The sequence below is a fragment of the gamma proteobacterium symbiont of Scutellera amethystina genome, from assembly GCF_059730845.1.
Genome location: NZ_AP035936.1, coordinates 636805 through 659872, shown reverse-complemented (window position 1 = coordinate 659872; position 23068 = coordinate 636805). Strand labels below are relative to the sequence as shown.

Genomic DNA, 23068 nt, shown 5'->3' with positions numbered 1-23068 from the left:
AACATGAAGAAGCTTCAGGACAAAGTCGCCCTCGTAACCGGCGCATCTAAAGGCATTGGCGCGGCAATTGCCCGCCAGCTGGCCGCCGACGGCGCAAAGATCGTCGTCAACTATGCCGCCGATAAAAACGGGGCGGATAAGGTGGTCGCCGCTATTGAGGCCGCCGGTGGCACGGCGGTGGCGCTGGCAGCGGATGTCACCGATCAGCCGCAGGTTGAGGCACTCATTCAATCTACCCTCGCGCAGTTTGGCCGGCTGGACATCGTGGTGAACAATGCCGGTGTGTATCAGTTTGCGAAGATTGAAGAGAGCAGCGAAGCGCTGTATCGCAAGCAGTTTGACATCAATGTGCTCGGCCCGCTGCTGGTGACAGGCGCCGCGGTGCCACATCTGGGCAAGGGCAGCAGCATTATCAATATCAGCTCATTTGTGACGCGGGTATTTCTGGCGGAGAGCGCTATCTACAGCGGCAGCAAAGGCGCGATTGATGCCATTACCGGCGTGCTGGCGCGCGAACTCGGTCCGCGCGGCATCCGCGTCAACGCGGTCAATCCGGGGTTAATCGAAACCGAAGGCACGCACAGCACCGGCGCGATGGGATCGGAGTTTCAGCGCTGGAACGAAAGCCAGACGCCGCTTGGCCGTATTGGCCAGGTGCAGGATATTGCGCCGATTGTGGCTTATCTCGCTTCCGACGATGCCGGATGGGTGACGGGCGAGGTGATGATGGCGTCAGGCGGCATGCGTTAACGGGAGAAAAGGATGCATCAGATGATGGTGGTGTGCGTCGGCGATGAAACCCATCGCTTTGACCGCGACTATTATACCCACACGCACCTGCCGCTGGCGCTGGCGTGCTGGCAGGATTATGGGCTCATTTCGGCGGAAGCGTTCTATCCCGCTTCAGACCGCAGCGGCTGGCTCTCCATCGGTGTTTACACGTTTGCCTGTCAGCAGGATGTAAACCGGGCGCTGGAGTCCGAACAAACCAAAAGGGTGATGGCAGATGTGGTGCATTTTACCGACGCCACCACGGTGATTCGCAGCCATTTCATTCCCTTCTGAACGGCAGCGACGCCGCCGCGCGGTTATGCCCTCCATTCACCGGTTTGATAGCCTGCTTAATGAACGTATTGTGCATTAAGCAGACATCCCGGCAGCAAAAACGGGACGCGCTGGTGCCAAATCAGGACAAACCAATCCCTGAATCTGGTACGTGGCGCTGCCTTTTGCTATTTCATGTGTGAGCTATCACCGCAGCAGCACACAGGACGCAAACATGAATTTTTACAGCAGCAGAGAATTTACGGGTTCCAAAGCCTGGGAGTCTCAGCATATTGCCAGCTTTGATAACACCAGCGTTAAACTGCACTGGACCGATCAACCCTACAAATGGCATATCAATGACGGACAAGAGGTGTTTGCCGTTATGGATGGTTGCGTTGACATGTTCTACAAACAAGCGGGTGAAGTGAGAACCCAACGATTAACCACCGGCGATATTTTTTATGCCAGCGAAGGCACTGAACACGTGGCACATCCGCAGGGTGTAGCCCGGGTGCTGGTGATTGAACAAGCGGGATCGGTTTGATGCGACGCCTAAACCCCGGTTATTTCACGATCGACGAAGCCTGATCAGCGCGATTACCGGCTATGACGCGCCGGCGATGACAGTCGGCGGGATCGAGCCGTTCTCCCCGGGCAGAATAAACGGCCAGTTCAGGTAACGGTTCGCCGTTGGCGTTATCCAGCAATACCGAGTGTGTCTCGCCTTTTTCAAATAAATAACGCTCTCCCCACTGGCGCATCGCCACGACGATTGGGAAGACGGCTCGTCCCCGTTCGGTCAGCACATATTCCTTGTAGGCGCTGCCATCTGACGCCGGACAACTCTCAAGCACACCGACTTCGACCAGCAGTTTCAGCCGTGACGCCAGGATATTTTTTGCCAGTCCAAGGTTTTTCTGGAAATCACTGAAGCGGCGCACATCATCAAACGCTTCACGGATGATCATCAGACACCAGCGTTCGCCAATCACCTCCACGGTCCGGGCGACCGGGCATTCGCTGGTTCTGAGCGCTTCCTGTTTGGCCATCTTCTCTCTCACTCTGCTGATTTACTGACGGCAGCTTAGCCTTCAGTAAAACAAGTTGCAAAAAAAAACCTCCGCTGCTACTTATAGAATAAATCGGTTTCAAAAAAAAACCACATAAGGATGCAACATGACTTGCACCAGTGATACCCCTGCAACCTCTGAGGCGCCTCTTTCGCCAGCGACGACCTCAGTGCTGTCGCCTCACATCATTTTTCTGTTCTCACTGACCTGCGCGCTGGCTGTCGGCAATGTCTATTCTGCGCAGCCATTGCTGGAATCCATCTCCGCAACGCTGCTGGTTTCGCCCGGCACCATCGGCCTGGTCATCACGGCAACGCAGGCGGGTTATGCCATGGGATTGTTCTTGCTGGTGCCGCTCGGCGATCGCTTTGATCGCAAAAAGCTGGTGGTCACGCACCTGCTGCTGTCGGTGCTGGCCCTGATCGCGGCGGCGTTAGCAGAGAGTTTGCTGGCGCTGCTGGTGGCGATGCTGCTGGTGGGGCTGATGGCGGTGGTGACGCAAACCGTGGTGGCGTGGGCCGCTATCCTGTCGGCACCGGCTCAGCGTGGCAAGGTGGTAGGCAGCGTCACCAGTGGCATCGTGATGGGCATACTGCTGGCGCGCCTGGTCTCGGGCATCATCGCCGATATCGCCGGCTGGCGGGCGGTGTATATGACCTCAGCCGCGTTGATGCTGCTGATTACCGTGCTGCTGATGAAAGTGATACCTGCTGCCGGTCCGCAGACCACAGCCACTTCCGTGGCCGGACTGCTGTGGTCTGTCCCGCGTCTTTTCGTCACCGAGCCCTTGTTGCGTCAGCGCGGCGCGCTGGCTCTGCTGATTTTTGCCGCGTTCAGCATGTTGTGGAGTTCCATGGTTTTGCCGCTCACGGCCATGTCGCTTTCCCATACGCAAACAGGGCTGTTTGGTCTGGCTGGGATAGCCGGAGCGCTGGCGGCTTCCAGAAGTGGCGCCTGGGCTGACAGGGGAACCGGGCAGCGCGCCAGCGGATGCGCACTGGTTTTACTAACGCTCTCGTGGCTTCCCATCGCCTTCGCGCAGACTTCTTTATTATTGCTGGTTATTGGCGTGATCATGCTGGATTTCGCGGTGCAGACGGTGCATGTCATCAACCAGAGCATGCTGATTGCCGGCAAACCCGCTATCACCAGCCGGCTTATCGGTGCCTATATGTGTTTTTATGCGGCAGGCAGCGCGCTGGGCGCTATTACTGCCACCCAACTCTATGCGCACTGGGGATGGTATGCCGTGTGCGGCGGCGGGGCACTGGTCAGTGCCTGCGCACTTATTCTCTGGTATGGAACACGTCAATCATGAAATTATCACACCTGCTGCTGGCCATCGGTATTACCGCCATCTGGGGCATTAATTTTTCGGTGATTAAATTAGGGTTGCACGCCATCGATCCATTTATTCTGGCAGGGCTGCGTTTTACGCTGTGTGCCATCCCGGCGCTCTTCTTTATTAAAAAACCTGACGTCCCGTGGCGCTACCTTATTGGCTACGGACTGGTGTTCGGCATTGGCTTGTGGGGCCTGGTCAATCTGGGGATAAAAACCGGGCTGTCGGCGGGGATCGCCTCGCTGGTGCTGCAGTTCAGTGCCTTTTTCACTCTGCTGCTCGGCAGTTATGTGTTTAAAGAACAGCTCAGCCGCTATCAGATCGCTGGCTTTGTGCTGGCGTGCAGCGGATTGATGAGCATTGTGTTTATTACCGACGGCTCGGTGACGTTTGCCGGGTTGCTGCTGGTGCTGGCAGGCGCCATAGCCTGGAGTATTGCCAATATCATCATGAAAAAAGCCGGCACGAAGCAGGTATTCGCGTTTCTGGTCTGGTCGAGCGCCTTTTCGCCGCTTCCGCTTTTCCTGCTGGACGGATTAATTAATGGCAGCACGGGCTATAGCGCATTAATCAGCCATATGGATACCCGTGCGATATTATCCATTCTGTTTCAGGTCTACCCCAATACGTTATTAGGCTACTGGATCTGGAATTCATTGCTCAAACAGTATCCTGTCTCCACCGTCGCGCCATTATCGCTGCTGGTGCCGGTATTCGGCATTCTCGGTTCGATGATGATATTTGGTGAAGTTATTTCTCCGATGAAAATCCTGGCGCTGGTACTGATTATTACCGGGCTGGCGGTTGGGTTGTATGGACAACGCATCAAACGTTATTTCATCCGCAGTCGGATTCGCTGTGATCAGCAGCCCGCTGATGAGCCGTGATCCGACAAGAGCGGGCATCCCACCCGCTCTCTCTGTCAGTGAAAATCCGCTTACTGCACCACGAAACGCGCGACTGAGCCTTCCAGTGTCGACGCCTGATCGCGCAGTGCGCTGGCGGCGGCCGATGATTCCTGCACCAGCGCGGCGTTCTGCTGCGTCACGCTGTCCATCTGAACGATAGCGACGCCGACCTGCGAAATGCCGCGATTCTGCTCATCGGATGCCTGCGCGATTTCGGCGAGGATGCTGGTTACGTTGCCAACGGAATGTACAATTTCATCCATGGTTTTACCGGCCTGACCTACCAGCTGTGAACCACTGCTGATACGCGCCACCGATTCGCCAATCAGGGTTTCGATCTCTTTGGCCGCCTGAGCGCTGCGCTGCGCCAGACTGCGCACCTCACTGGCGACCACGGCAAAGCCGCGTCCCTGCTCACCGGCGCGCGCTGCTTCTACTGCTGCGTTTAACGCCAGGATATTGGTCTGGAAAGCAATGCTGTTAATGACGGTGGTGATTTCAGCGATTTTGCCGGAGCTGGCGCTGATCTGGTCCATGGTTTCAACCACGCCTTTGACCAGCGAGCCGCCCTGATTGGCCTTCTCCGAAGTGGCGCGCGCCAGTTCGCTGGAGTGATGAATGTTTTCAACGTTCTGCTTCACGGTAGCGGTTAACTGCTCCATGCTGGCTGCCGTCTGCTCCAGCGCGGCCGCCTGCTCCTCGGTGCGGGCGGAAAGATCGTTATTGCCTGCAGCAATTTCTGCGGAAGCGTGGCTGACCTGCATCACGCCGCTGCGAATGTTACCAATGATGCCGCGCAGATCGTTGCTCATCTCACCGACCGCCTGCATCAGCTCGCCCAGTTCGTCCTTACGCGAAGTGTGCAGTTGTACGCTCAAGTCTCCCTGCGCAATCTGCCGCGCGACGTTCAGTGTTACCGCTAAAGGACGGGTAATCTGCCGGGTGATAAACACCGCAATCAGAATGCTGATTACCACAGCCGCCGCCAGGATCAGCGACATCCACAGGATTGCCCGGGCGATATCCTGGTGCGTGGCGGCCAGCTGCTGGGTAAATAATTGATTACTGGTATTAGTCAGATGCAGGCCCGCGATGGCAAGCTGGCGGGTCGCTTCCACTTCTTCTTCCGCGGAGGCGTTGTAGTCCTGCACGCTGTCGCGTCTGGCCGCCAGCGTTACGGCAATTTTATCCAGCGCGTTGCTGTCATCAGCGCTCAGGCGTGGTCGAGCCTGGTCAATGAGTTGAATCGTTTCAGCTATAAAGCCTGACAAAGCCAGACGGTTTTCTTCACTGTTGTCCAGTGCCATCAGCTTTACACGAATACTGATACCATTCAGATATTTAGCGATTTCATTGAGCGCGGTTGCCGTATCCTGCTGTGTGCTGACGTAGTTTCTGGCCAGCGCGGCAACCGCCGTGGTTTCGTCACTGAAGCGCAGCGCCTGCAGAATGCTCTGGCGCTTATGCACTTCGTTCACCGTTTCTGCACGATGCTGACGATAAAGGTTCATCGCAGCCGGCAGAGAGGCAATCAGCGCGGTCTGCGCGCTATCCCATCGCCAGGTTTTCAGCTGGTTGATACTGCCCTCAATCGCCTGCAGTCGCGATTCGTTGTCGGCAATGAATTTTTCATCGTGGGTTTTTACGTATTGCAGGCGGGCATCTTTAGCCTGCGCAAACTGATCGTTGATGCCTTTCAACTGGCTGAGTTTTTCCGCACGTTCCGCGATGTCGTGCAGGTTTTTGATGCCACAGGAAGCTACAGCAATGCTGAGGGTAAGCAGCACACCAAACCCGAGCATGAGTTTTCTGCTGACTCTGATATCTTCCAAAAAAACACGTATTTTTTTCATTAAGGTGAATCTCCCTGGTTGTTGTTGTCCACGCTTTTGCCTGATGGCAATGGCGTTATCGGCAGGGAGATGATTAATTTCAATTAAAATAATTAAAAAACATATAATCACCTAAATTTATTAGATGAGCTATGCTTGGGGAAGGGCTGCAACGGTAGGGCAGGCGTGGAGCTCGGGTTTTCTGTTTTAGACTGGTACTGATTTTGGCGGATAGCGGTGCGGGGGAAAGTATTGACGCAACCTGCCGGTTTGTCAAAGCGCCGGGATTTCAGGCGAAGGGCCCGATAGCCCTCAGGCCAGGCGTTGCGCCTGAGGACATTCCGCTACGCCTGAAATTCTCAGGACTCCGCTGGCTGGTTCGTCAGCCACTGAGCGGCGCTGGTGGTGGCAATGTGTTCGCGGTAATTAAACGTTTCCTGTTTAGGCCATGCCACACCGTCCGGACGGGCAAAGGCCAGCCGGTAGGCCGCGCCAGTGTCATGGGGATGACGCTCTGCATCTTCCCGTAGCCTTTCCCGGCTAAGTAATACTCGCCTGACCGCGCTTTGCCAGTGAGATTGCATCAGGTCAGCCAGCTCTGCGTAAGTCAGCGTATCGCCAGCGATATAAACAATGTCGTTCTGAAAAGCGGGCTGATGAAAGAAGATATCGGCTGTCAGCTGCCCGATGTCGTCTGGCGTGGTGAGTGTCAGGGCATAGTTCCAGTCACCGAGGGCATAAACCGTTTTATTCCCGGCATCGATCACGCCAAAATCGGGTTCAAACAGATAGCTGGTAAAAATACCGGTCGAAACAATTACCCAGTCAGTGTTGCTTTGGGCGCGCAGCAGGTGGCGCACTTCAAGCTGCTCATCCCATACCGGTTGCCCACTCTCTTTGCCGATAACGTCATAATCCACGCCAAACTGCCAGGGAAAATAGCGGGCGACACCCGCCTTCAGCACGGCCTGAGTAATTCTGAGCTGCGTTCCCGGCCCGCCGACAAAACCACTGCAATTAATGATGGCATCATAAGTGCGAAATAATGCTGAGAGTTCGCTCAGGCTATTTTTCTGCAGGTCGCCTTCCGCCACAGTGATATTTAGCTTTTGCAGCGCATCCAGCCGGGTTTTAAGTGGGCCGGACGTGGCATGCGCAGCCTCGCTTCTGAGTAATACACTTATTTTAATCAGAGGATGTTGCTGCACTTTTTTAGCCATGGCGTTTAACACCGCCATGCCTAATTCTCCTGCGCCGAGGATAAGAATATTTTCGACATATTGATCAACGGGTAGCATGCTTGTCTCCTTAGGTTATATCCGTCATCCTGACAGCGGACAAACCCTGATTCAATCAGGTACACCCGTGATACCGGAGGAGAGATGGAACCCAATCGCGAAGCCCTGCTGCAGTTTTCCAGACAATTTTGTGAGGCGTTGAGTCACGATGATGAAACATTAAAGCGTGAAATTCTTTCACACGCCGGCAATCGCTGGTCGCTGGGTATATTGCATATTCTGGTCACCCATGGACCGTTGCGCCATGCAGAAATGGGTCGTTTACTACAGGGTGTCACGCAACGAATGCTGACGCGCACACTGCGTACGCTTGAGCGTGACGGTCTTATTTCCCGTTGTGATTATCAGGAAAAAGTACCGCGTGTCGTTTATACGGCCACGGACGCGGGCGAAGAAATGATGATGAAAATGATGCCGCTCTGGGCGTGGATTATTTCGTCGGCCGACTATTTTAAGCAAAGCAGAATTACGTTTGATACTCCTCATCAGTAATGGCATTAAATTGCGCGATGACGACCTTGCTGAGGATGCGTGATTATTTCCCTGCTGCCAATAGTGCAATTTTTTTGCACTATTAATCCTGTCCCGGTTTTGGCAGGTTGTCTCGTGAGAATTCACGCATTGAGAGCAGCACGGGCATCAGATTATGGCCTGCATGCGTGAGTGCGTATTCAACACGCGGGGGCTGTTCACCAAAATCAGTGCGGGTTATCAGCCCATCACGTTCAAGCTTGCGCAAATGTTGAGTCAGTACTTTATGCGATATCTCCGGCATACTCTTCATGAATTGCGAGTGACGCATCACAGGCTCCGCAAATAATCTGAATAAAATCTGCAGTGTCCATCTGCCGGAAATAATAGTTAAACATTGCGTGACATAAGCGACCGAACCTTCTGGTCCGAGACAACGTGTTTTCTCATCATCGCCTACAGGCACTTTCAGGTGCGTAATTGATTCATTCATCAGTTTATTTTCCAATAGATTTTTCACGTATTCTGGAGAACAGTAATGGATCTGAAACTCGACGGCAAAAGTGCTCTGATAACGGGTAGCACCAAAGGTATTGGAGAAGCGGTAGCCAGAGGGCTTGCCGCTGAAGGCACCCGCGTTATTATACATGGCCGGGATCCGGCTAAAGCTGAAAATATCGCCAGCGATATCATAAAGCAAGGTGGACAAGCGTACGCAGTAACGGGAGATTTAACCCGTGAGGCAGATATTCAACTGCTTTATCAGCAAGTCTGTTCGCTTGTACAATCCATTGATATTGTTGTTAATAATGCGGGTGGCTCCGGCCCCACAGAGGACTGGACGTCTTCTTTGCCAGAAACCTGGGCGGCTGGGTATGATAAAAATGTCCTTTCAGCCTTACGTGTCATTAATCTTTTTCTTCCTGGGATGCGTGAACAAAAATGGGGCAGAATCATTAATATTTCGAGCCTGGCAGCGTTGATGCCTCCCGCCAGGCGTCCGGATTATGCTGCTGCTAAAGCAGGGATTATTGCCATGACCTCATCGCTGGCAAAAGCGGTCGCACACGATGGTGTAACCGTAAATACTCTCTCACCGGGTACTATTCATAGTGCAAGCCTCGAAAAAGCATTTCGTCAAACGGCCAAAGATGCAGGGTTTTCAGCTGACGCGCCCTGGGAAGATATTGAACAGGCCGTATTGCCCCTGTATGCCAATGTGCCCATGGCGCGCGTTGGGACGCTCAAAGAAATAGCGGACGCCATCACCTTTCTGGCCAGCCCGTTGTCGGGTTACATAACGGGTTCAAATTTAAGGCTTGATGGCGGTATGTGGCCCGGACTTTAAAGCCAGCCGCACAACATCCTGAATAAAATCTCTGTTTCAGCTAGTACTTCATTCGATGACATCATCACAGCCGATTTAATTATCAGAACTGGGCGGGCTGCTGTTGCAGCCCTGCTTATACCCTAACGTCATCCTCTTCATGATGCGCGCAGTTCCGGTCGGTATGCCCAATCCTGTTTATTGACAGTCCACGCCTGGTCATGCATATTGTTATGTTATAACGTAACAATGAAAGTACCATGATGAAAAACTCGCTCTCCCTGCTTATTGCGGCGCTGCTGTCGCTTCCTGTATTCAATGCTAATGCCAGTAACTATCCGCTCACCGTTGATAACTGCGGTGTCAAAGAGACCTTCGCTCATCCGCCTGCGCGCGTCGTCACCGTTGGCCAGCATGAAACGGAACTGCTGCTGGCGCTCGGTCTGGCAGATAAAATTGCCGCAACCTCGGTGTGGTTTGGCGCGCTGCCCGCCGATTTGCAAGGGCAGGGCAGCCAGCTTAAACGGCTGGCCGATAACGCCCCAGGCTTTGAAGCGGTGGTGGCGCAGCGCCCGGAGCTGGTGCTGGCGCAGTACAGCTGGCACGTCGGGCCGCAGGGTGAAGTCGCCACGCGTGAACAGTTTGAACAGCTCGGCATCCGAACCTGGATTTCGCCTGCCGACTGCATCGGCAAAGCCGTCACCACCACGTCCAATAGCGACGGTGCACGCACAACACCGTATGGGATCGAGGTGATCTTTGCGGAAATCAGCGCGCTGGCGCGCATTTTTGATGTGCCGGCGCGTGGCGAAGCGCTCAAACAGCAACTGGCCGCTCGTATAGCACAGGTTCAGCAACAGCTGCACAAATCGCCGTCAGCGCCTCTGAAGGTGGTTTACTGGTTTTCCAGCCCGCGCCTAAAAGGCGATCCCTGGGTCGCCGGCAATAAAGGGGCGCCGGGCTGGATCAGCCAGACGCTCGGTCTGACTAACATTATCGATTCAGACGAAGAGTGGCCGGCGGTCACGTGGGAGCACATTGTCTCCGCGCAGCCGGACATCATCGTTATTGCCAGCATGGCGCGGCGGCTCTATCCCGCCGATGACGTCGCGGTTAAAAAACATTTTCTGCAAAGTGATCCGGTGACGCGTGAAATGCCTGCGGTGAAGAACGGCCACATTGTGGTGGTACCGGCCATGTCACTGAATCCCTCGTTGCGCAACGTAGAGGCCGTGGAGCTGATCGGTCAGCAGATCGCTACTTTCGCACCTGCCCGATGAGCGCTCATGCTGTCTGTTACTGGCGCACCGGCCTGCTGATTGCTGCGGGCGCGCTCAGTCTGCCGGTGATGATGACGCTGGCCGCGGCGACCGGCGATGTCGCGATCAGCTTTACCCTGACCGCGCAGGCCATCACTAATGGTCTTGGCATCACCCATTACGACCTGCCGGCGCTGGAAGCCGGCATCGTCTGGCAATACCGCATGAGCCGCGCGCTGATGGCGGCGAGCAGCGGCGGCGGGCTGGCACTGTGTGGGCTGGTGTTGCAGTCGTTGCTGCGCAATTCGCTGGCCGACCCTTATCTGCTGGGGATTTCCGCCGGTGCATCAACCGGCGCGGTGTGCGTGATGCTGCTTGGCATCGGCGGCGGGGCCATCACCACCGGTGCCGGCGCGTTTGGCGGTGCCTGTCTTGCATTTATGCTGATTGTTCTGCTCTCCGGCGGCATGCGGGAAAACACCGCGCGCATCATTCTGGCCGGTATTGCCGGGACGCAATTATTTAATGCGCTGACCGCTTACATTGTCAGCACGGCGGCCAATGCTGAGCAGTCGCGCGGCGTGATGTTCTGGCTGCTCGGCAGCCTGAGCGGTGTGCGCTGGGCAGATGCATTACTGTGTTTTGCCGTAACCCTCGCCGGTCTGCTGACTGTGCTCTACCATGCGCGCGCGCTGGATACCTTCTCGTTTGGCGCGGAAGTTTCCGCGACGCTGGGCACGCAGGTTTCAGCGGTGCGCATCGTATTACTGCTGACCACTGCGTTAGTGACGGCGGTAATCGTCAGCGCGATTGGCGCGGTCGGTTTTGTCGGGCTGGTGATCCCGCATATCACCCGCATGATTGCCGGGCCGCGTCATCTGGTGACGATCCCGCTCGCATTCCTGGGCGGCTGCCATTTCATGGTGATTGCCGACCTGGTATCGCGCACGTTAATCACCCATCAGGTGCTGCCGATAGGCGTAGTGACGGCGCTAGTCGGCGCTCCGGTGTTCGCCCTGATTCTGTATCGCAACCGGGAGAAATCATGAAGTATGTCGCGGTGGATAAACTGAGCGTGACGCTACAGGCGCGCAGCGTGTTATCTGACATCAGTTTTGCGGCGCAGCGGGGACAAACGGTCGGGTTGCTCGGCCCTAATGGCTCGGGCAAATCGACGCTCATCCGTGCGCTGGCGGGCGTTCAGCCTTGTGCTTATTACGGGCTGGAGATGGGCGGCACGCGGCTGAACCAACTCAGCCGGCGGCAGCGTGCCCGTACGCTGGCCTTCGTGCCGCAGCATGCCGAAATGGAAGCTGAGATGTGCGTTAGCGACATCGTGCGTCTGGGGCGGGCGCCGCATCGCAACGCGTTCAGCCCGTGGCGGACGGCAGATGAAACGGCAGTGCAGCACGCGCTGTCGCTGATGAAACTGGATGCGCTGGCCGGGCGGTCGTGGCAGCGGCTGTCCGGTGGCGAACGCCAGCGCTGCCAGATCGCGCGTGCGCTCGCGCAGCTGCCGGATATCCTGTTGCTGGATGAGCCGATTAACCATCTGGATATTCAGTTTCAGCTTGAGCTGATGCGGCTGATTGCCGCACTGCCGGTCACGGTGATTGTGGCCCTGCACGATCTGAATCTGGCGGCAAAATTTTGCCAGCATCTGGTGGTGCTGCAGCACGGGCAAGTGGTGGCGAGCGGTGAGCCCGCCGCCGTGCTGACGCCTGCCCTGATTCAGCGGACGTGGCAGGTCGAGGCCATCGTCAACCGCAGCGAGCGCGGCTCCATGAATATTCAGTACGCCTGAACCGGGCTGATCTTAACGCTCGTCGAACGGCACGCCGCCTTTAGATTTATGATGCTTCGGCGTTTCGATAATCGACACGGTGACCACATCAGCATCGATCTCAAACGAATCCACCACCGCCTGGGTGATGGCTTTGAGTAACTTTTTCTTCTGCTCAACGCTACGGCCTTCCGCAGCATAAACGACAATCTCTGGCATAACGGCGTTTCCTCACGGGTTAGAGTTCTTCTCAAGCATACCTCAGCCAGGCTGCCGCGCGCAGCGTTAACCTGTCGCGACGGTTAAAAGGCAACAAGCGGCTGACGAATTCCCTGCAAACGCCGTGTGTTAAAGTGTGAATTGTTATGTTATAACGTAATTGATTCGATGATAGTGTAACGGTTTATTCGGAAAATTTAATGAAATCAATGCAAAATTTGCTGATCGCTGCGGCGCTCGGCCTGGCTTCCTGCGCCGTTGTGGCGGCGAGCACACCCGAAAAACCGGTGCGGATTGCCGCACCGTTTGAAATTAAAGGCAGCGATCCGGCGCTCTCCGGCGACATTCTGTTGCGCATGGATGTGGTTGAAACGCTGGTAGAAGTGAACGAACGCGGTGAGCCGGTGGCGGCGCTGGCGCAGCGCTGGCAGGTCTCTGACGATGGGCTGCGCTGGCAGTTCCAGCTGCGCGACGGCGTGCATTTTCACGATGGCTCGCTGCTGGATGCGGTTGCCGTGGTGAAATCACTCAACACCGCACGCGGCAAAGCGGGCTTACTGGACAAAACGCCAATCGCCGACATCAGCGGGGCAGGGCAGCTTGTCACCATCACGCTGCGTGAACCCTTCACGCCGCTGCTGTCAGTCCTGGCGGAAAGCCGCTCGCAAATCCTCGCACTGGCCAGCTGGGATGCGCAGGGCAACATCACGCGCATTATTGGCAGCGGGCCGTTTACGCTCACTTCCTTCCAGCCGCCGCAGTCGCTGACGGTGGCGCGCTTCGCGGATTACTGGGGCGAGAAACCGGCGATTGCCGCCGCCAGCTATCTGGCGACCGGCCGCGCGGAAACCCGTGCGCTGCTGGCAGAAAGCGGTGATGCAGATTACGTGTTTAACCTTGATGCCGCCAGCCGGCAGCGGCTGGCACGCAAAGCGTCGCTGCACATCCCGGCGATTCCGGTGCCGCGCACGTTGATGCTGAAGCTTAATCTGGCCGATCCGCTGCTGGCGGAACTGCCGGTGCGTGAGGCGATCAGCATGGCGATCGATCGCAACGCGCTGGCGCAGGCGGTGCTGCGTTATCCGGGCGCAGCCAGCCAGCTGTTTCCCCCTAACATGGCAGAGTGGCACAACCCGGCACTCACGCCGCTGCACTATCAGCCGCAGCAGGCTGCTCAGTTATTACAGTCGGCCGGCTGGCAACGCGGCGCGGATGGCGTACTGACACGCAACGGCCAGCGCTTCAGCCTGACGCTGCTGACCTATCCCGATCGCCCTGAGCTGCCGCTGATGGCGATGGTGATTCAGCAGCAGCTGCGTCAGGTCGGCATAGACGTGCGAATCAACGCGACCAACGCCAGCGAGATCCCGGCGCAGCACCACAACAACCGTCTGCAGCTGGCGCTGTTTGCGCGTAATTTTGCCCTGACGCCCGATCCGACCGGAACGCTGCTGCAGGATTATGGCACCCACGGCGGTGACTGGGGGGCGATGAACTGGCATGCGGCAGGCTTCGACGCGGCGCTCCACACGCTGACGCAATCCACCGATGGCGCAGCCCGCGCCGGGGCGCGCAGCGTCATCACCCGCGCGCTGCAACAGGAACTGCCGGTGATTCCGCTGGCCTGGTATCAGCAGTCGGCGGCGGTTAACAGCCAGCTGCAGGGCGTCAAACTCGATCCGTTTGAACGCCACTTCGGCCTGCGCCAGATGCACTGGGGGAGCCATGATTAAACAACTCAGCTGGCGCATGGCGCAGGCGCTGTTCGTGGTGCTGGCGGTAGGATTACTGACCTGGCTGCTGGTGCAGGCGCTGCCGGGCGACATGGCGTGGCGTATCGCCTCGGGGCGCTATGGTTACGATCGCGTCGATGCCGACGCGGTGGCGCGGGTACAGCAGGAGCTGAACGGCGCGCTTAACGGCGGCAGTGCGTTGATGCACTGGCTCTTCGATCTGCTGCAGTTTAACTTTGGCCGCTCGCTGGTTTCCGGTGAGCCGGTGATGGATGAGCTGCGCTGGCAGCTGGGCCAGACGCTGGCGCTGGCGGGCGTTTCGCTGCTGCTGGCGTTGCTGCTGACGCTGCCGCTCGGCATCTGGGCCGGTTGCCACGCCAACGGCCGGCTTGACCGTGCGCTGTTCTGGCTGACCGCCTTGCTGAAATCGGTGCCGCATTTTGCACTCGGCATGTTGCTGATCCTGCTGTTCGCGCTGCAACTCGACTGGCTGCCGAGCGCCGGTCACGGCGAGCTGCGCCATTTCCTGTTGCCGGCACTGACGCTGGCACTGTCGCTGACGGCCGTCGGCGTGCGCGTGGTGCGCGAAGCCACCTGGCAGGTGGTGTCGTCCGGTTACTATCGCTGGGGAGCGCAAAAAGGACTGGCACCCGCGCGCCTGCTGCTGCGTCACGGCCTGCGTAATCTGAGCGCGCCGGTGCTGACGTGGTTTGGCATGCAGTTTGTCTGGCTGGTGGAAGGCGTGGTGGTGGTGGAAACCCTGTTTGCATGGCCGGGAATCGGTCACGCTCTGGTGCACGCCATTTTTGCGCGTGACGTACCGGTGATTCAGGCCAGCGCCATGACGCTCGGCCTGCTGTTTGTCCTGCTGAACATGCTGGTGGATGCCGGTTGTCATCTGCTCGATCCCCGGGGGGCGCGCGCATGAAGATGACGCTTTCACGCTGGGTGGGTCTGGTACTGCTGGCGGTGCTGCTGGCTTACGCGTTTGTGCTGCCGCTGATTCAGCACGGCGATCCGCTACAGCAGGATTTGCTGCAGATGCTGCAGACGCCCAACCGCAGCCATTTGCTCGGTTTCGACCATCTCGGTCGCGATATGTTAACGCGCCTCAGCGCCGCGCTGCGCCTGTCACTCGGGCTGGCAGCCCTGTGCGTGATCAGTGCGCTGATAGCGGGCGTGTTCACCGGTGTGCTCAGTGCACTGTACGGTGGCTGGCCTGAGCGATTGCTGAGCATCGTTGGCGATATGTGCCTCGCGCTGCCGGGATTGCTGCTGGTACTGCTACTGGCCGCCATTGCGCCAGACGCGCCCCAGATGCTGTGGCTGGGCATTTCGCTGGTGCTGTGGGTGGAATTTTTCCGCGTCACGCGTGCCACGCTGCGGCCAATTGTGCAGGCGCCCGGTATGCAGGCCAGCAAACTGCTCGGGTTCACTGCCTGGTATCGTTTTCGTCATCATCTGTGGCCTGCGCTGGCACCGGTGCTGCTGACGCTAACCTTGTTCTCTTTCAGCAGCGCCATCATGGCGGTGTCGGCGCTCGGGTTTATCAGCGTTGGCGTGCGTCCGCCCACGCCGGAGCTGGGCCTGATGATGACCGAACTGCTGCCGTTTGCGTGGGAAGCGCCGTGGCTGCTGATGCAGCCGGTAGCCGCACTGTTTTTACTGTTGATCAGCCTCAATCTGCTGATGAAAAAGGAGCGATGATGAAGGGATTACAGATCACCGGGCTGAGCGTTGCCACAGCGACTGAAACACTGGTTGAGCCGGTGGATGTGCGGCTACAACCTGGTCGGCCGCTGACGCTGCTCGGCGAAACCGGATCGGGGAAAAGTCTGCTGGCGCAGGCGATCATGGGGATATTGCCGCCATCGCTGCAGGCCAGCGGTGAGTTGATGATCAACGGCAGACGCTTTCAGCTGCCGCAGGATACGGCGCAGCTGCGTCGGTTGTGGGGCAATACGCTGGCTTCACTGCCGCAGGAGCCGTGGTTGTCGCTCGATCCGACCATGGCGATTCAGCAACAGGTGGCGGAAGGGCATCGCTTCGTGCGCGGTTTGCCGCCCGCCGCCAGCGCTGCAGCGGCGCAGCAGGATCTGCAGCAGCTTGGCCTGGCCGCGGCGGCACGGCGTTATCCGTGGCAGCTTTCCGGCGGCATGGCACAGCGCGCCGCGTTTGCGGCAGCCCGTGCCGGTGGCGCGCAGGTTCTGATTGCCGATGAGCCGACCAAAGGGCTGGATGTGGCGCGCCGCGACGGAGTCAGCCAGCTGTTACAGCGCGAAGTGGCCGATGGCGGCATGCTGTTGACCATCACCCATGACATCACCCTGGCACGCCAGCTGGGCGGCGACGTGCTGGTAATACATAAAGGCAGCGTGATTGAACAGGGCCCGGCGCAGCAGGTGTTGCAGTCACCGCAGCAGCCTTACACGCGCGCGCTGCTGGCTGCCGATCCGGCCGTCTGGCCCGCCCGACAACAAACGGTGATCGGTGCCAGGCCGGTGATCAGCGCCCAGGACATTGTGCTGGCGCGCGGGGGCAAAAGGCTGGGTGTGCCACGCGATTTCACGCTGCACGCCGGTGAAATCGTTGGCCTGCACGGTGCCAGCGGCAGCGGCAAAAGCAGCTTCGGCGACGTGCTGTTAGGGTTGCTCGCGCCGCAGCAGGGCCGCGTAACGCACCACGCTGATGCGGATGCGCTGAAATATCAGAAAATCTATCAGGATCCTTCCGCGCTGTTTCCGCCGCAGCGCACGCTGGGGCAAAGCATCAACGATTTGCTGCGGCGTCACGCTCTCCCGCCGGCACAGCGCGATGCGCTCATGGCGCGGCTGGCCTTGCATCCCGCGTTGCTGACGCGGCGACCAGAGGCGCTCTCCGGCGGCGAACTGCAGCGCTTCGCGCTGCTGCGGGTGATGCTGCTGCGGCCGGTATTTCTGTTTGCCGATGAGCCGACGTCACGCCTCGATCCGCTGGTGCAGCAGCAAACATGGCAGTTGATCGCGGAACTGGCGCGTGAGCAGCAGTGCGCGGTGCTGCTGGTGAGTCATGATCGCGATCTGCTGGAGAAAGGCACGCATCGGGTGATCGCCATGGAAGCGGCTTAGCGATCGGGCGGCTGGCTGTCACCGGGCCCGAGACTCCGTTGCATTACCACGGTGTCCAGCCAGCGGCCATGTTTGTAACCCACCGATTTCATCACGCCGGTGTGCTCAAAACCGAGCGCCCGGTGTACTCCCAGCGAGCCCTGGTTGGCGCTGTCACCGATAATCGCGATAATCTGGCGAAAGCCAGCGGCTTCGGCCAGCGCCACCGCTTTTTGCAGCAGCGCTTTACCGATACCGCGTCCGGTTTGCTGCGGGTCGAGATAGATAGAGTCTTCCAGCGTGAAGCGGTAGGCGTAACGCGGACGATACGGCGCCAGATAGCAGTAACCCAGCACCTGATCCTGCTCCTCAGCCACCAGCCAGTAACCGCCGCGCTCATGCACGTCATTAATGCGCCGCAGCATTTCACTCTCCGCCGGCGGTTCCGTTTCGAAGGTTGCGGTGCCGTGCAGCACGTGCCAGGCGTAAATCTTCTGTATCGCCGCCGCGTGATGCGGCTGCGCGGGAATAATGTCCATATGTTCCTGCTGTTCTGCCAATGATGCTGACAGCATGCCACCGCGCCGCAGCGCAATCATCCGCATTAGTCATAGGAAATTGTGATATTCAGGCGCAGCGAAATTTCTTTAATTCTGCTCTGACAACTGTACTGCCATGGTGTCGGCTTCGAGCGCCTCAAAGATGTGCGGTTCATCGGCGGGATAACAAATATAATCGCCCGGGAACAGTTCGACCGGCGCTTCCATCAGGCCAACCCGCGCGCGGCCGCGTGCCAGGATGATGTGTTCGACTGAACCCGGTGGATGCGGTTTTGAGGCGCGCGGTGCGCCGGGCTGGCTGGTGATCAGATACAGATCGCGGCGGCCGCCCGGCGGACAGCTGGCCAGTAGCGCGGCCTGAAAGTCCGCTAACTCTGCTGACACCACCATGCCTTCGCCACGCCGAATCACCTGCATCTTTTTCACTTCCGGCTCCATCAGCCGTGCAAACGGAATATTCAGCGCCACACACAGTGACCATAATGTCTCAATGCTGGGGTTACCGTTGCCTGCCTCCAGTTGCGACAGCGTTGACTTGGCGATGCCAGCGCGGCGCGCCACTTCCGTCAGCGAAAGTCCGGCGCGCTGGCGTTCGCGCACCAGTCCGGCGGCAATGATAGCAATGGGCGGGGTCACAATTACTCCTGTTCTTTATATCGAACGTTTTGTTCATCTTGTAAAACACGTACGGTGCGTTCATTATAACGGCTTTCTTGTTCGTTATGAGATCAAATTGTGATGCGTCTGGGTGCCGTACCGCTTGATCGCGGCGTATTGAAAGCGATCTTCCTTGTTTGTCTGGCCGACGGCATCGTTGGCCTCTCCTATGGTTCTCTTGCCGCTGCCGACGGTTTTCCGCTCTGGGTGCCGATTGCGCTCTCGACGCTGGTGCTGGCGGGTGCGTCCGAGTTTTTGTTTATTGGCATCGTGGCAGGCGGCGGCAGTCCGTTAACCGCTGCCGCAGCCGGTTTACTGGTCAACGCGCGTCATCTGCCGTTTGGCATTGCGGTGAAAGACCTGGTCGGGCAGGGCGGACGCAGCCTGCTGGGCTGCCATATCATGAATGACGAGAGCGTGGTGTTCGGTATTTCACAGCCGAAGCTGGCGCAGCGTCGGGCGGCTTACTGGGTTTGCGGACTGGGTATTTTTGCCATCTGGCCGCTCACGGTGATTGCCGGTGCGGTGATTGGGCGCTTTATTCCTGATGTGTCGGCGATTGGCCTGGACGCGGTGTTTCCGGCCATCCTGATCGCGCTGATTTTCCCGGCGCTGCGCCAGCGTCGCACGCGCATTCCGGCCACCCTCGGGGCACTGCTGTCCGTGCTGGCGACGCCTTTTGTGCCTGCCGGTATGCCGGTGCTGTTTTCTTTACTCGGTTTGCTGAGCTGGCGGGAGCGCAAAGATGCAAAATAGTTTAGTGATTGCCGGCATCGCGCTGCTGGCTGCAGGGACGTATGCGATTCGCTTTGCCGGTTACCGGCTGGGCAGCCGGATGCACATGTCGGAACGTATGCGCAACATGCTGTCCGACGCGGCAACGGTGCTGCTGCTGGCTGTCGCTGTCACCACCGCGCTGTTTGAGGGCACCGATTTCGCCGGCGTCGCGCGACTGACCGGCGTGTTGTTCGCGGTATTTCTCGCCTGGCGTCGCGCGCCATTGATACTGGTAATCATCGGTGCGGCGGTGATGACGGCGCTGCTGCGCTATTTTGGCGTGCCGTAAGCGGCGGCGAGACGACCGGCGCAAAGATGACGGCGTACTGGCACCTGCTTTGCAGCTATGATTAGGGATAGTGAGTACAACAAGGACAACGCGAAAATGGTGATTAATTGCGTGGTGTATCGCCACGGCAAACGCGAAGAGCATGTCGAAGTCGATCAAATCAGCGAAGTGCTGAAAGAGGAAAAATCGTTCGTCTGGCTTGGCCTGTATCAACCCGATCCGGCGTTCATGCAAACGCTGCAGGAGGAGTTTAGCCTGCATGAGCTGGCGATTGAGGATGCGCTGGTGGCGCATCAGCGGCCTAAGATTGAGCAGTACGGCGAATCGGTATTTATCGTGGTGAAAACCGCACACATGGAAGATCGCCAGCGCATCAGCTTTGGCGAAACCCACTTTTTCCTCGGCAAAAATTTTCTGATTACCGTGCGTCACGGTTCGGTTGAGGGCTATAAAGCGATCCGCGCTAAAGCCGAAAAAAATCATGCCATGCTGTGCCAGGGACCCGGCTATGCGCTCTACTGCATCCTCGATTTTATCGTCGATAACTACAGCAAAATCACCGAATCTCTGAGTGAACGTATTGCTGACCTGGAAGACGGCATGTTCACCACCCGCTTTGACAGCGTCACGCTGGAAAATGTTTACCATTTGCGGCGTCAGCTGCTGTCGTTGCGCAATGCGGCAATGCCGGTGACGGAAATCTGCCCGCAGCTGGTGCGCTTCCATGAAGATATCATCCCGAAAAATCTGCGCGCCTATCTGCGCGACGTGCAGGATCACGCGCACCACGTAATGATTGATGCCGAAGACATGCGCGAAACGCTGGCCAGCGCCATGCAGGTGAATCTGGCACTGGTCTCGGTACAGCAGAGTGAGGTGAATAAAAAACTGGCCGGCTGGGGGGCAATCCTGATTGTGCCGACCATCATCTTCAGTATGTACGGCATGAACTTCTCAGACATGCCCGAGCTGCACAGCCACTTTGGCTATCCGGCGGCGCTGGCGGTCACGCTGGTGATCTGTTTCGTTATGTGGTGGCGGCTGAAAAAAGCGGGCTGGCTGTAAGCGTGATGGCCTGCGCGCGCTGTCACCAGACGCGCAGTCCAGGGCGATTTCAGCCTGAAATCGCCACGCTCCATTAGCCTCAATGCGCGCTGGCAGTAGGGCGCACCGTGATCTCATTGACATCAACTTCGCCAGGCTGATTAATGGCCCAGCTCACCGCCTGCGCAATGGCTTCGGGTTTTAACGCAATCTGACGATAGCTCTGCATGGCCACGCGTGCGGTCTCGTCAGTGATGGTGTCCGCCAGTTCCGATTCCACCACGCCGGGATTAATGACCGTCACCCGCAGCTGGCGCGATTCCTGACGCAGGCCATCCGAAATGGCGCGAACGGCGAATTTTGTGGCGCAATACACCGCTGCCGTCGGCGATACCGCCAGCGCACCAATTGAGGCGATATTGATGATATGGCCGCTTTGCTGCGATTCCATGACTGGCAGCACGGCAGCGATGCCGTACAGTACGCCACGCACGTTGACGTCGAGCATACGATCCCATTCATCCACTTTCAGCGAACTGAGCGGCGACAGCGGCATAACGCCGGCATTGTTGATCATTACATCAACCCGACCATATTTATCGCGGGCAAAATCGGCCAGCTGCTGCGTATCGGCTCGCTGCGTTACGTCGGTGGCCAGATAATCCAGTTGCGCGCCGCTGGCACGCAGTTCATCACACAGTATCGCCAGCCGATCGGTACGGCGCGCGCCGAGCACCAGTTTATGCCCCTGACTGGCCAGCAGACGCGCTATCGCTTCGCCGATGCCGCTGCTGGCGCCGGTCAGAATAATCACTTTCGCATTGGAATGAGCCATGATGGTTTCCTCGTGTTGGTTGACGAGGCTATTGTGGAAAACGCCGGCTAAAGCGAACAGACCGGATTGTGGCGTATCATTGCCTGATTCTCTCGTCACTGTTGTGAGCAGGGAAGAAACCTGGCTATGCTTTGCCTGAACCTCTCACCGGAAACCCGTTATGTCGCAAACCGTACAACAGCAGACCTGCGCGCTGCTGCGCCAGCTGGCACCGCAGGAAGGTTATACTGCTTCACTGCTCGACAGCGTGCGCTTTATGCGTGCCGACCGGCAGTGGGCGCGCACGCCGGTTCTTTATGAGCCGAGCATCATCATTATCTGTCAGGGCTCGAAGCGGGCGTTTCTGGCCGACAAAATGTATCGCTACGACGCACAGCACTATCTGGTGTTGTCGGTGCCGCTGCCGTTCTCCGCTGAGACTGAAGCGACCTCGGCTGAACCGTTGCTGGGACTGGCTATCCGTCTGGATGCGGCCACGCTGGCGCGACTGGTGACGCAGGTCGCAGCGGCAGACATTCCGCTGGCGGAGACACCAGCCAGCATTATTTCGACGCCGGTAAATGAGACGCTGGCGGACAGCACGCTGCGACTGTTACAGGCGCTGAGCGATCCGCTGGAAGCGCAGGTTTTAGGCCCGGCCCGGGTAGAAGAGATTTGCTTTCGTGTGCTGCTGGGTGAGCAGGGCGGTGCGGTGCGCGCAGCGCTGACCTATCAGGGGCATTTTGGCCGCATCGCGCGGGCGCTGCAGCGCATTCATGCTGACTGGCAGCAGCCGCTGGATGTGCCGCATCTGGCCAGCGAAGCGGGCATGAGCGTTCCGCGCTTCCATCTGCATTTCAAAAGCGTGACACAGACCTCGCCGATTCAGTATCTAAAGTCGCTGCGGCTGCATCAGGCGCGTTTGATGATGATTCGCGATAATCTCACTGCCGCCGGTGCCGCCGCACGCGTCGGTTACGAAAGTGATTCACAGTTTAACCGGGAGTTTAAGCGGATGTTTGGTCGCACCCCGGCTGACGAGGCGCGGGTGATGAAACGCGCATTTGCGCTGCTGCCGCCGGAACAGTTATCCGCGCGGCTGCAGGCACATTAGGTCAGTACGCGATAACGATTGCCACCACCACGCCAATCCAGAACAGCAGGCTGGCAGCCAGTGCCAGCTGGCACAGTAACCGGCGGGAAAAACTCAGCAGCGCACTGAGGCGCGGCGATAACATTAATACCATAATCATCCCTCACAACAGCCAGCAACTGATCAGCGCAGCCCCATCACGGCAACCACCAGCAGAATCCAGAAAAATGCACAACCTGTCAGCAGAAAACGCCAGACAAGATGGCGTTCGGGAGTCAGCAGCGTGTGCAGACGCATACGAAGAAGCAGTGGCATAGCGACCTCAAATCAGAAAGTTTTATAGGGAATATCCGGCAGCTGAGAACAGAAAATTCTGTCAGCGAATAAGAACATTCTGACGTGTTATAAGGCCGCGAAACGACAAGACCAGTCTTGAAAACAGGCTGAGAAATTCCTTAG

Annotated in this window: 28 protein-coding genes; 18 read left to right on the top strand and 10 right to left on the bottom strand. The window is 57.8% G+C overall.

Going from position 1 to position 23068, the window contains the following annotated elements; translation table 11 throughout:
* Positions 1–3: 3 nt before the first annotated feature.
* The 3 genes from AC6I79_RS23170 (at position 4) to AC6I79_RS23160 (ending at position 1591) form a co-directional block, all read left to right on the top strand.
* The gene (locus AC6I79_RS23170) at positions 4–750 is read left to right on the top strand and encodes an SDR family NAD(P)-dependent oxidoreductase (protein WP_136547467.1); all 747 of its coding nucleotides are present in this window, start codon (positions 4–6) and stop codon (positions 748–750) included.
* A gap of 12 nt (positions 751–762) precedes the next feature.
* Positions 763–1065 carry an EthD family reductase gene (locus AC6I79_RS23165; protein ID WP_021508836.1) on the top strand — a complete coding sequence of 101 codons (303 nt, stop codon included), beginning with the start codon at positions 763–765 and terminating at the stop codon, positions 1063–1065.
* A 214-nt stretch (positions 1066–1279) separates the two neighbouring features.
* A complete protein-coding gene (locus AC6I79_RS23160; RefSeq protein WP_058758957.1) occupies positions 1280–1591 on the top strand; it encodes a hypothetical protein in 312 nt (103 codons plus the stop codon).
* Between the two features lie 19 nt (positions 1592–1610).
* Here the strand turns inward: AC6I79_RS23160 and AC6I79_RS23155 are convergent, their stop codons facing one another.
* Positions 1611–2096 (bottom strand): winged helix-turn-helix transcriptional regulator, encoded by a 486-nt coding sequence (locus AC6I79_RS23155; protein ID WP_058781018.1) that lies wholly within the window; start codon positions 2094–2096, stop codon positions 1611–1613.
* Between the two features lie 127 nt (positions 2097–2223).
* Between AC6I79_RS23155 and AC6I79_RS23150 the strand changes: the two genes are divergently transcribed.
* A complete protein-coding gene (locus AC6I79_RS23150) occupies positions 2224–3435 on the top strand; it encodes an MFS transporter (protein WP_159377587.1) in 1212 nt (403 codons plus the stop codon).
* The gene (locus AC6I79_RS23145; protein ID WP_058770392.1) at positions 3432–4346 is read left to right on the top strand and encodes an EamA family transporter; all 915 of its coding nucleotides are present in this window, start codon (positions 3432–3434) and stop codon (positions 4344–4346) included. The genes AC6I79_RS23150 and AC6I79_RS23145 overlap by 4 nt, the downstream gene beginning before the upstream one ends.
* 50 nt (positions 4347–4396) lie before the next feature.
* On the opposite strand, the gene AC6I79_RS23140 is transcribed toward AC6I79_RS23145, so the two are convergent.
* Together AC6I79_RS23140 and AC6I79_RS23135 are read right to left on the bottom strand one after the other, a co-directional pair.
* A complete protein-coding gene (locus tag AC6I79_RS23140) occupies positions 4397–6220 on the bottom strand; it encodes a methyl-accepting chemotaxis protein (RefSeq protein WP_159377588.1) in 1824 nt (607 codons plus the stop codon).
* A gap of 338 nt (positions 6221–6558) precedes the next feature.
* A complete protein-coding gene (locus AC6I79_RS23135; RefSeq protein WP_132463359.1) occupies positions 6559–7497 on the bottom strand; it encodes an aromatic alcohol reductase in 939 nt (312 codons plus the stop codon).
* An 84-nt stretch (positions 7498–7581) separates the two neighbouring features.
* Here AC6I79_RS23135 and AC6I79_RS23130 point away from each other — a divergent pair, with 84 nt between their 5' ends.
* Entirely contained in the window at positions 7582–7989 is a 408-nt protein-coding gene (locus tag AC6I79_RS23130) for a winged helix-turn-helix transcriptional regulator (RefSeq protein WP_159377589.1), read from the top strand.
* A gap of 82 nt (positions 7990–8071) precedes the next feature.
* On the opposite strand, the gene AC6I79_RS23125 is transcribed toward AC6I79_RS23130, so the two are convergent.
* Positions 8072–8461 carry a winged helix-turn-helix transcriptional regulator gene (locus AC6I79_RS23125; protein WP_159377781.1) on the bottom strand — a complete coding sequence of 130 codons (390 nt, stop codon included), beginning with the start codon at positions 8459–8461 and terminating at the stop codon, positions 8072–8074.
* 45 nt (positions 8462–8506) lie between these two features.
* Here AC6I79_RS23125 and AC6I79_RS23120 point away from each other — a divergent pair, with 45 nt between their 5' ends.
* The 4 genes from AC6I79_RS23120 to AC6I79_RS23105 all read left to right on the top strand — a co-directional run bounded on the left by AC6I79_RS23120 (position 8507) and on the right by AC6I79_RS23105 (position 12358).
* Entirely contained in the window at positions 8507–9316 is an 810-nt protein-coding gene (locus AC6I79_RS23120; protein WP_159377590.1) for an SDR family NAD(P)-dependent oxidoreductase, read from the top strand.
* A 239-nt stretch (positions 9317–9555) separates the two neighbouring features.
* A complete protein-coding gene (locus AC6I79_RS23115) occupies positions 9556–10575 on the top strand; it encodes an ABC transporter substrate-binding protein (RefSeq protein WP_159377591.1) in 1020 nt (339 codons plus the stop codon).
* Positions 10572–11603 (top strand): FecCD family ABC transporter permease, encoded by a 1032-nt coding sequence (locus AC6I79_RS23110; RefSeq protein WP_058770369.1) that lies wholly within the window; start codon positions 10572–10574, stop codon positions 11601–11603. The genes AC6I79_RS23115 and AC6I79_RS23110 overlap by 4 nt, the downstream gene beginning before the upstream one ends.
* Positions 11600–12358: an ABC transporter ATP-binding protein gene (locus tag AC6I79_RS23105; RefSeq protein WP_498027812.1), complete on the top strand. Its 759-nt coding sequence runs from the start codon at positions 11600–11602 to the stop codon at positions 12356–12358. The genes AC6I79_RS23110 and AC6I79_RS23105 overlap by 4 nt, the downstream gene beginning before the upstream one ends.
* A gap of 12 nt (positions 12359–12370) precedes the next feature.
* Here the strand turns inward: AC6I79_RS23105 and AC6I79_RS23100 are convergent, their stop codons facing one another.
* A complete protein-coding gene (locus AC6I79_RS23100; RefSeq protein ID WP_021508848.1) occupies positions 12371–12556 on the bottom strand; it encodes a tautomerase family protein in 186 nt (61 codons plus the stop codon).
* 200 nt (positions 12557–12756) lie between these two features.
* On the opposite strand from AC6I79_RS23100, the gene AC6I79_RS23095 reads away from it, so the two are divergent.
* Genes AC6I79_RS23095 through AC6I79_RS23080 form a run of 4 tightly spaced genes read left to right on the top strand, consistent with a single transcriptional unit; the run spans position 12757 to position 17396 of the window.
* Complete coding sequence (locus AC6I79_RS23095; protein ID WP_159377593.1) at positions 12757–14289, top strand: ABC transporter substrate-binding protein; 1533 nt, start codon at positions 12757–12759, stop codon at positions 14287–14289.
* The gene (locus AC6I79_RS23090; RefSeq protein ID WP_159377594.1) at positions 14282–15217 is read left to right on the top strand and encodes an ABC transporter permease; all 936 of its coding nucleotides are present in this window, start codon (positions 14282–14284) and stop codon (positions 15215–15217) included. The genes AC6I79_RS23095 and AC6I79_RS23090 overlap by 8 nt, the downstream gene beginning before the upstream one ends.
* A 2-nt stretch (positions 15218–15219) precedes the next feature.
* Positions 15220–15996, top strand: a complete 777-nt coding sequence (locus AC6I79_RS23085) for an ABC transporter permease (RefSeq protein WP_104093443.1) — start codon at positions 15220–15222, stop codon at positions 15994–15996.
* Complete coding sequence (locus AC6I79_RS23080; protein WP_481658304.1) at positions 15996–17396, top strand: ABC transporter ATP-binding protein; 1401 nt, start codon at positions 15996–15998, stop codon at positions 17394–17396. Before AC6I79_RS23085 ends, AC6I79_RS23080 begins: the two co-directional genes overlap by 1 nt.
* Here the strand turns inward: AC6I79_RS23080 and AC6I79_RS23075 are convergent.
* Both AC6I79_RS23075 and AC6I79_RS23070 read right to left on the bottom strand, forming a co-directional pair.
* Positions 17393–17914 carry a GNAT family N-acetyltransferase gene (locus tag AC6I79_RS23075; RefSeq protein ID WP_058776198.1) on the bottom strand — a complete coding sequence of 174 codons (522 nt, stop codon included), beginning with the start codon at positions 17912–17914 and terminating at the stop codon, positions 17393–17395. The genes AC6I79_RS23080 and AC6I79_RS23075 overlap by 4 nt on opposite strands.
* 108 nt (positions 17915–18022) lie before the next feature.
* A complete protein-coding gene (locus AC6I79_RS23070) occupies positions 18023–18571 on the bottom strand; it encodes a helix-turn-helix domain-containing protein (RefSeq protein ID WP_058758972.1) in 549 nt (182 codons plus the stop codon).
* A 102-nt stretch (positions 18572–18673) separates the two neighbouring features.
* On the opposite strand from AC6I79_RS23070, the gene AC6I79_RS23065 reads away from it, so the two are divergent.
* The 3 genes from AC6I79_RS23065 (at position 18674) to corA (ending at position 20723) form a co-directional block, all read left to right on the top strand.
* Positions 18674–19348 carry an AzlC family ABC transporter permease gene (locus AC6I79_RS23065; RefSeq protein WP_058758973.1) on the top strand — a complete coding sequence of 225 codons (675 nt, stop codon included), beginning with the start codon at positions 18674–18676 and terminating at the stop codon, positions 19346–19348.
* A complete protein-coding gene (locus tag AC6I79_RS23060) occupies positions 19338–19658 on the top strand; it encodes an AzlD domain-containing protein (protein ID WP_058781029.1) in 321 nt (106 codons plus the stop codon). The genes AC6I79_RS23065 and AC6I79_RS23060 overlap by 11 nt, the downstream gene beginning before the upstream one ends.
* A gap of 96 nt (positions 19659–19754) precedes the next feature.
* Positions 19755–20723 carry a magnesium/cobalt transporter CorA gene (gene corA, locus AC6I79_RS23055; RefSeq protein WP_021508858.1) on the top strand — a complete coding sequence of 323 codons (969 nt, stop codon included), beginning with the start codon at positions 19755–19757 and terminating at the stop codon, positions 20721–20723.
* A 79-nt stretch (positions 20724–20802) separates the two neighbouring features.
* Here the strand turns inward: corA and AC6I79_RS23050 are convergent, their stop codons facing one another.
* Complete coding sequence (locus tag AC6I79_RS23050) at positions 20803–21537, bottom strand: SDR family oxidoreductase (RefSeq protein ID WP_058758975.1); 735 nt, start codon at positions 21535–21537, stop codon at positions 20803–20805.
* Positions 21538–21697: 160 nt separating this feature from the next.
* Here AC6I79_RS23050 and AC6I79_RS23045 point away from each other — a divergent pair, with 160 nt between their 5' ends.
* Positions 21698–22630, top strand: a complete 933-nt coding sequence (locus AC6I79_RS23045) for an AraC family transcriptional regulator (protein ID WP_021508860.1) — start codon at positions 21698–21700, stop codon at positions 22628–22630.
* 1 nt (position 22631) lies between these two features.
* Here the strand turns inward: AC6I79_RS23045 and AC6I79_RS23040 are convergent, their stop codons facing one another.
* Together AC6I79_RS23040 and AC6I79_RS23035 are read right to left on the bottom strand one after the other, a co-directional pair.
* Complete coding sequence (locus AC6I79_RS23040) at positions 22632–22763, bottom strand: hypothetical protein (RefSeq protein WP_255412114.1); 132 nt, start codon at positions 22761–22763, stop codon at positions 22632–22634.
* A gap of 29 nt (positions 22764–22792) precedes the next feature.
* Positions 22793–22924 carry a hypothetical protein gene (locus tag AC6I79_RS23035; protein WP_254919537.1) on the bottom strand — a complete coding sequence of 44 codons (132 nt, stop codon included), beginning with the start codon at positions 22922–22924 and terminating at the stop codon, positions 22793–22795.
* Positions 22925–23068: the final 144 nt, after the last annotated feature.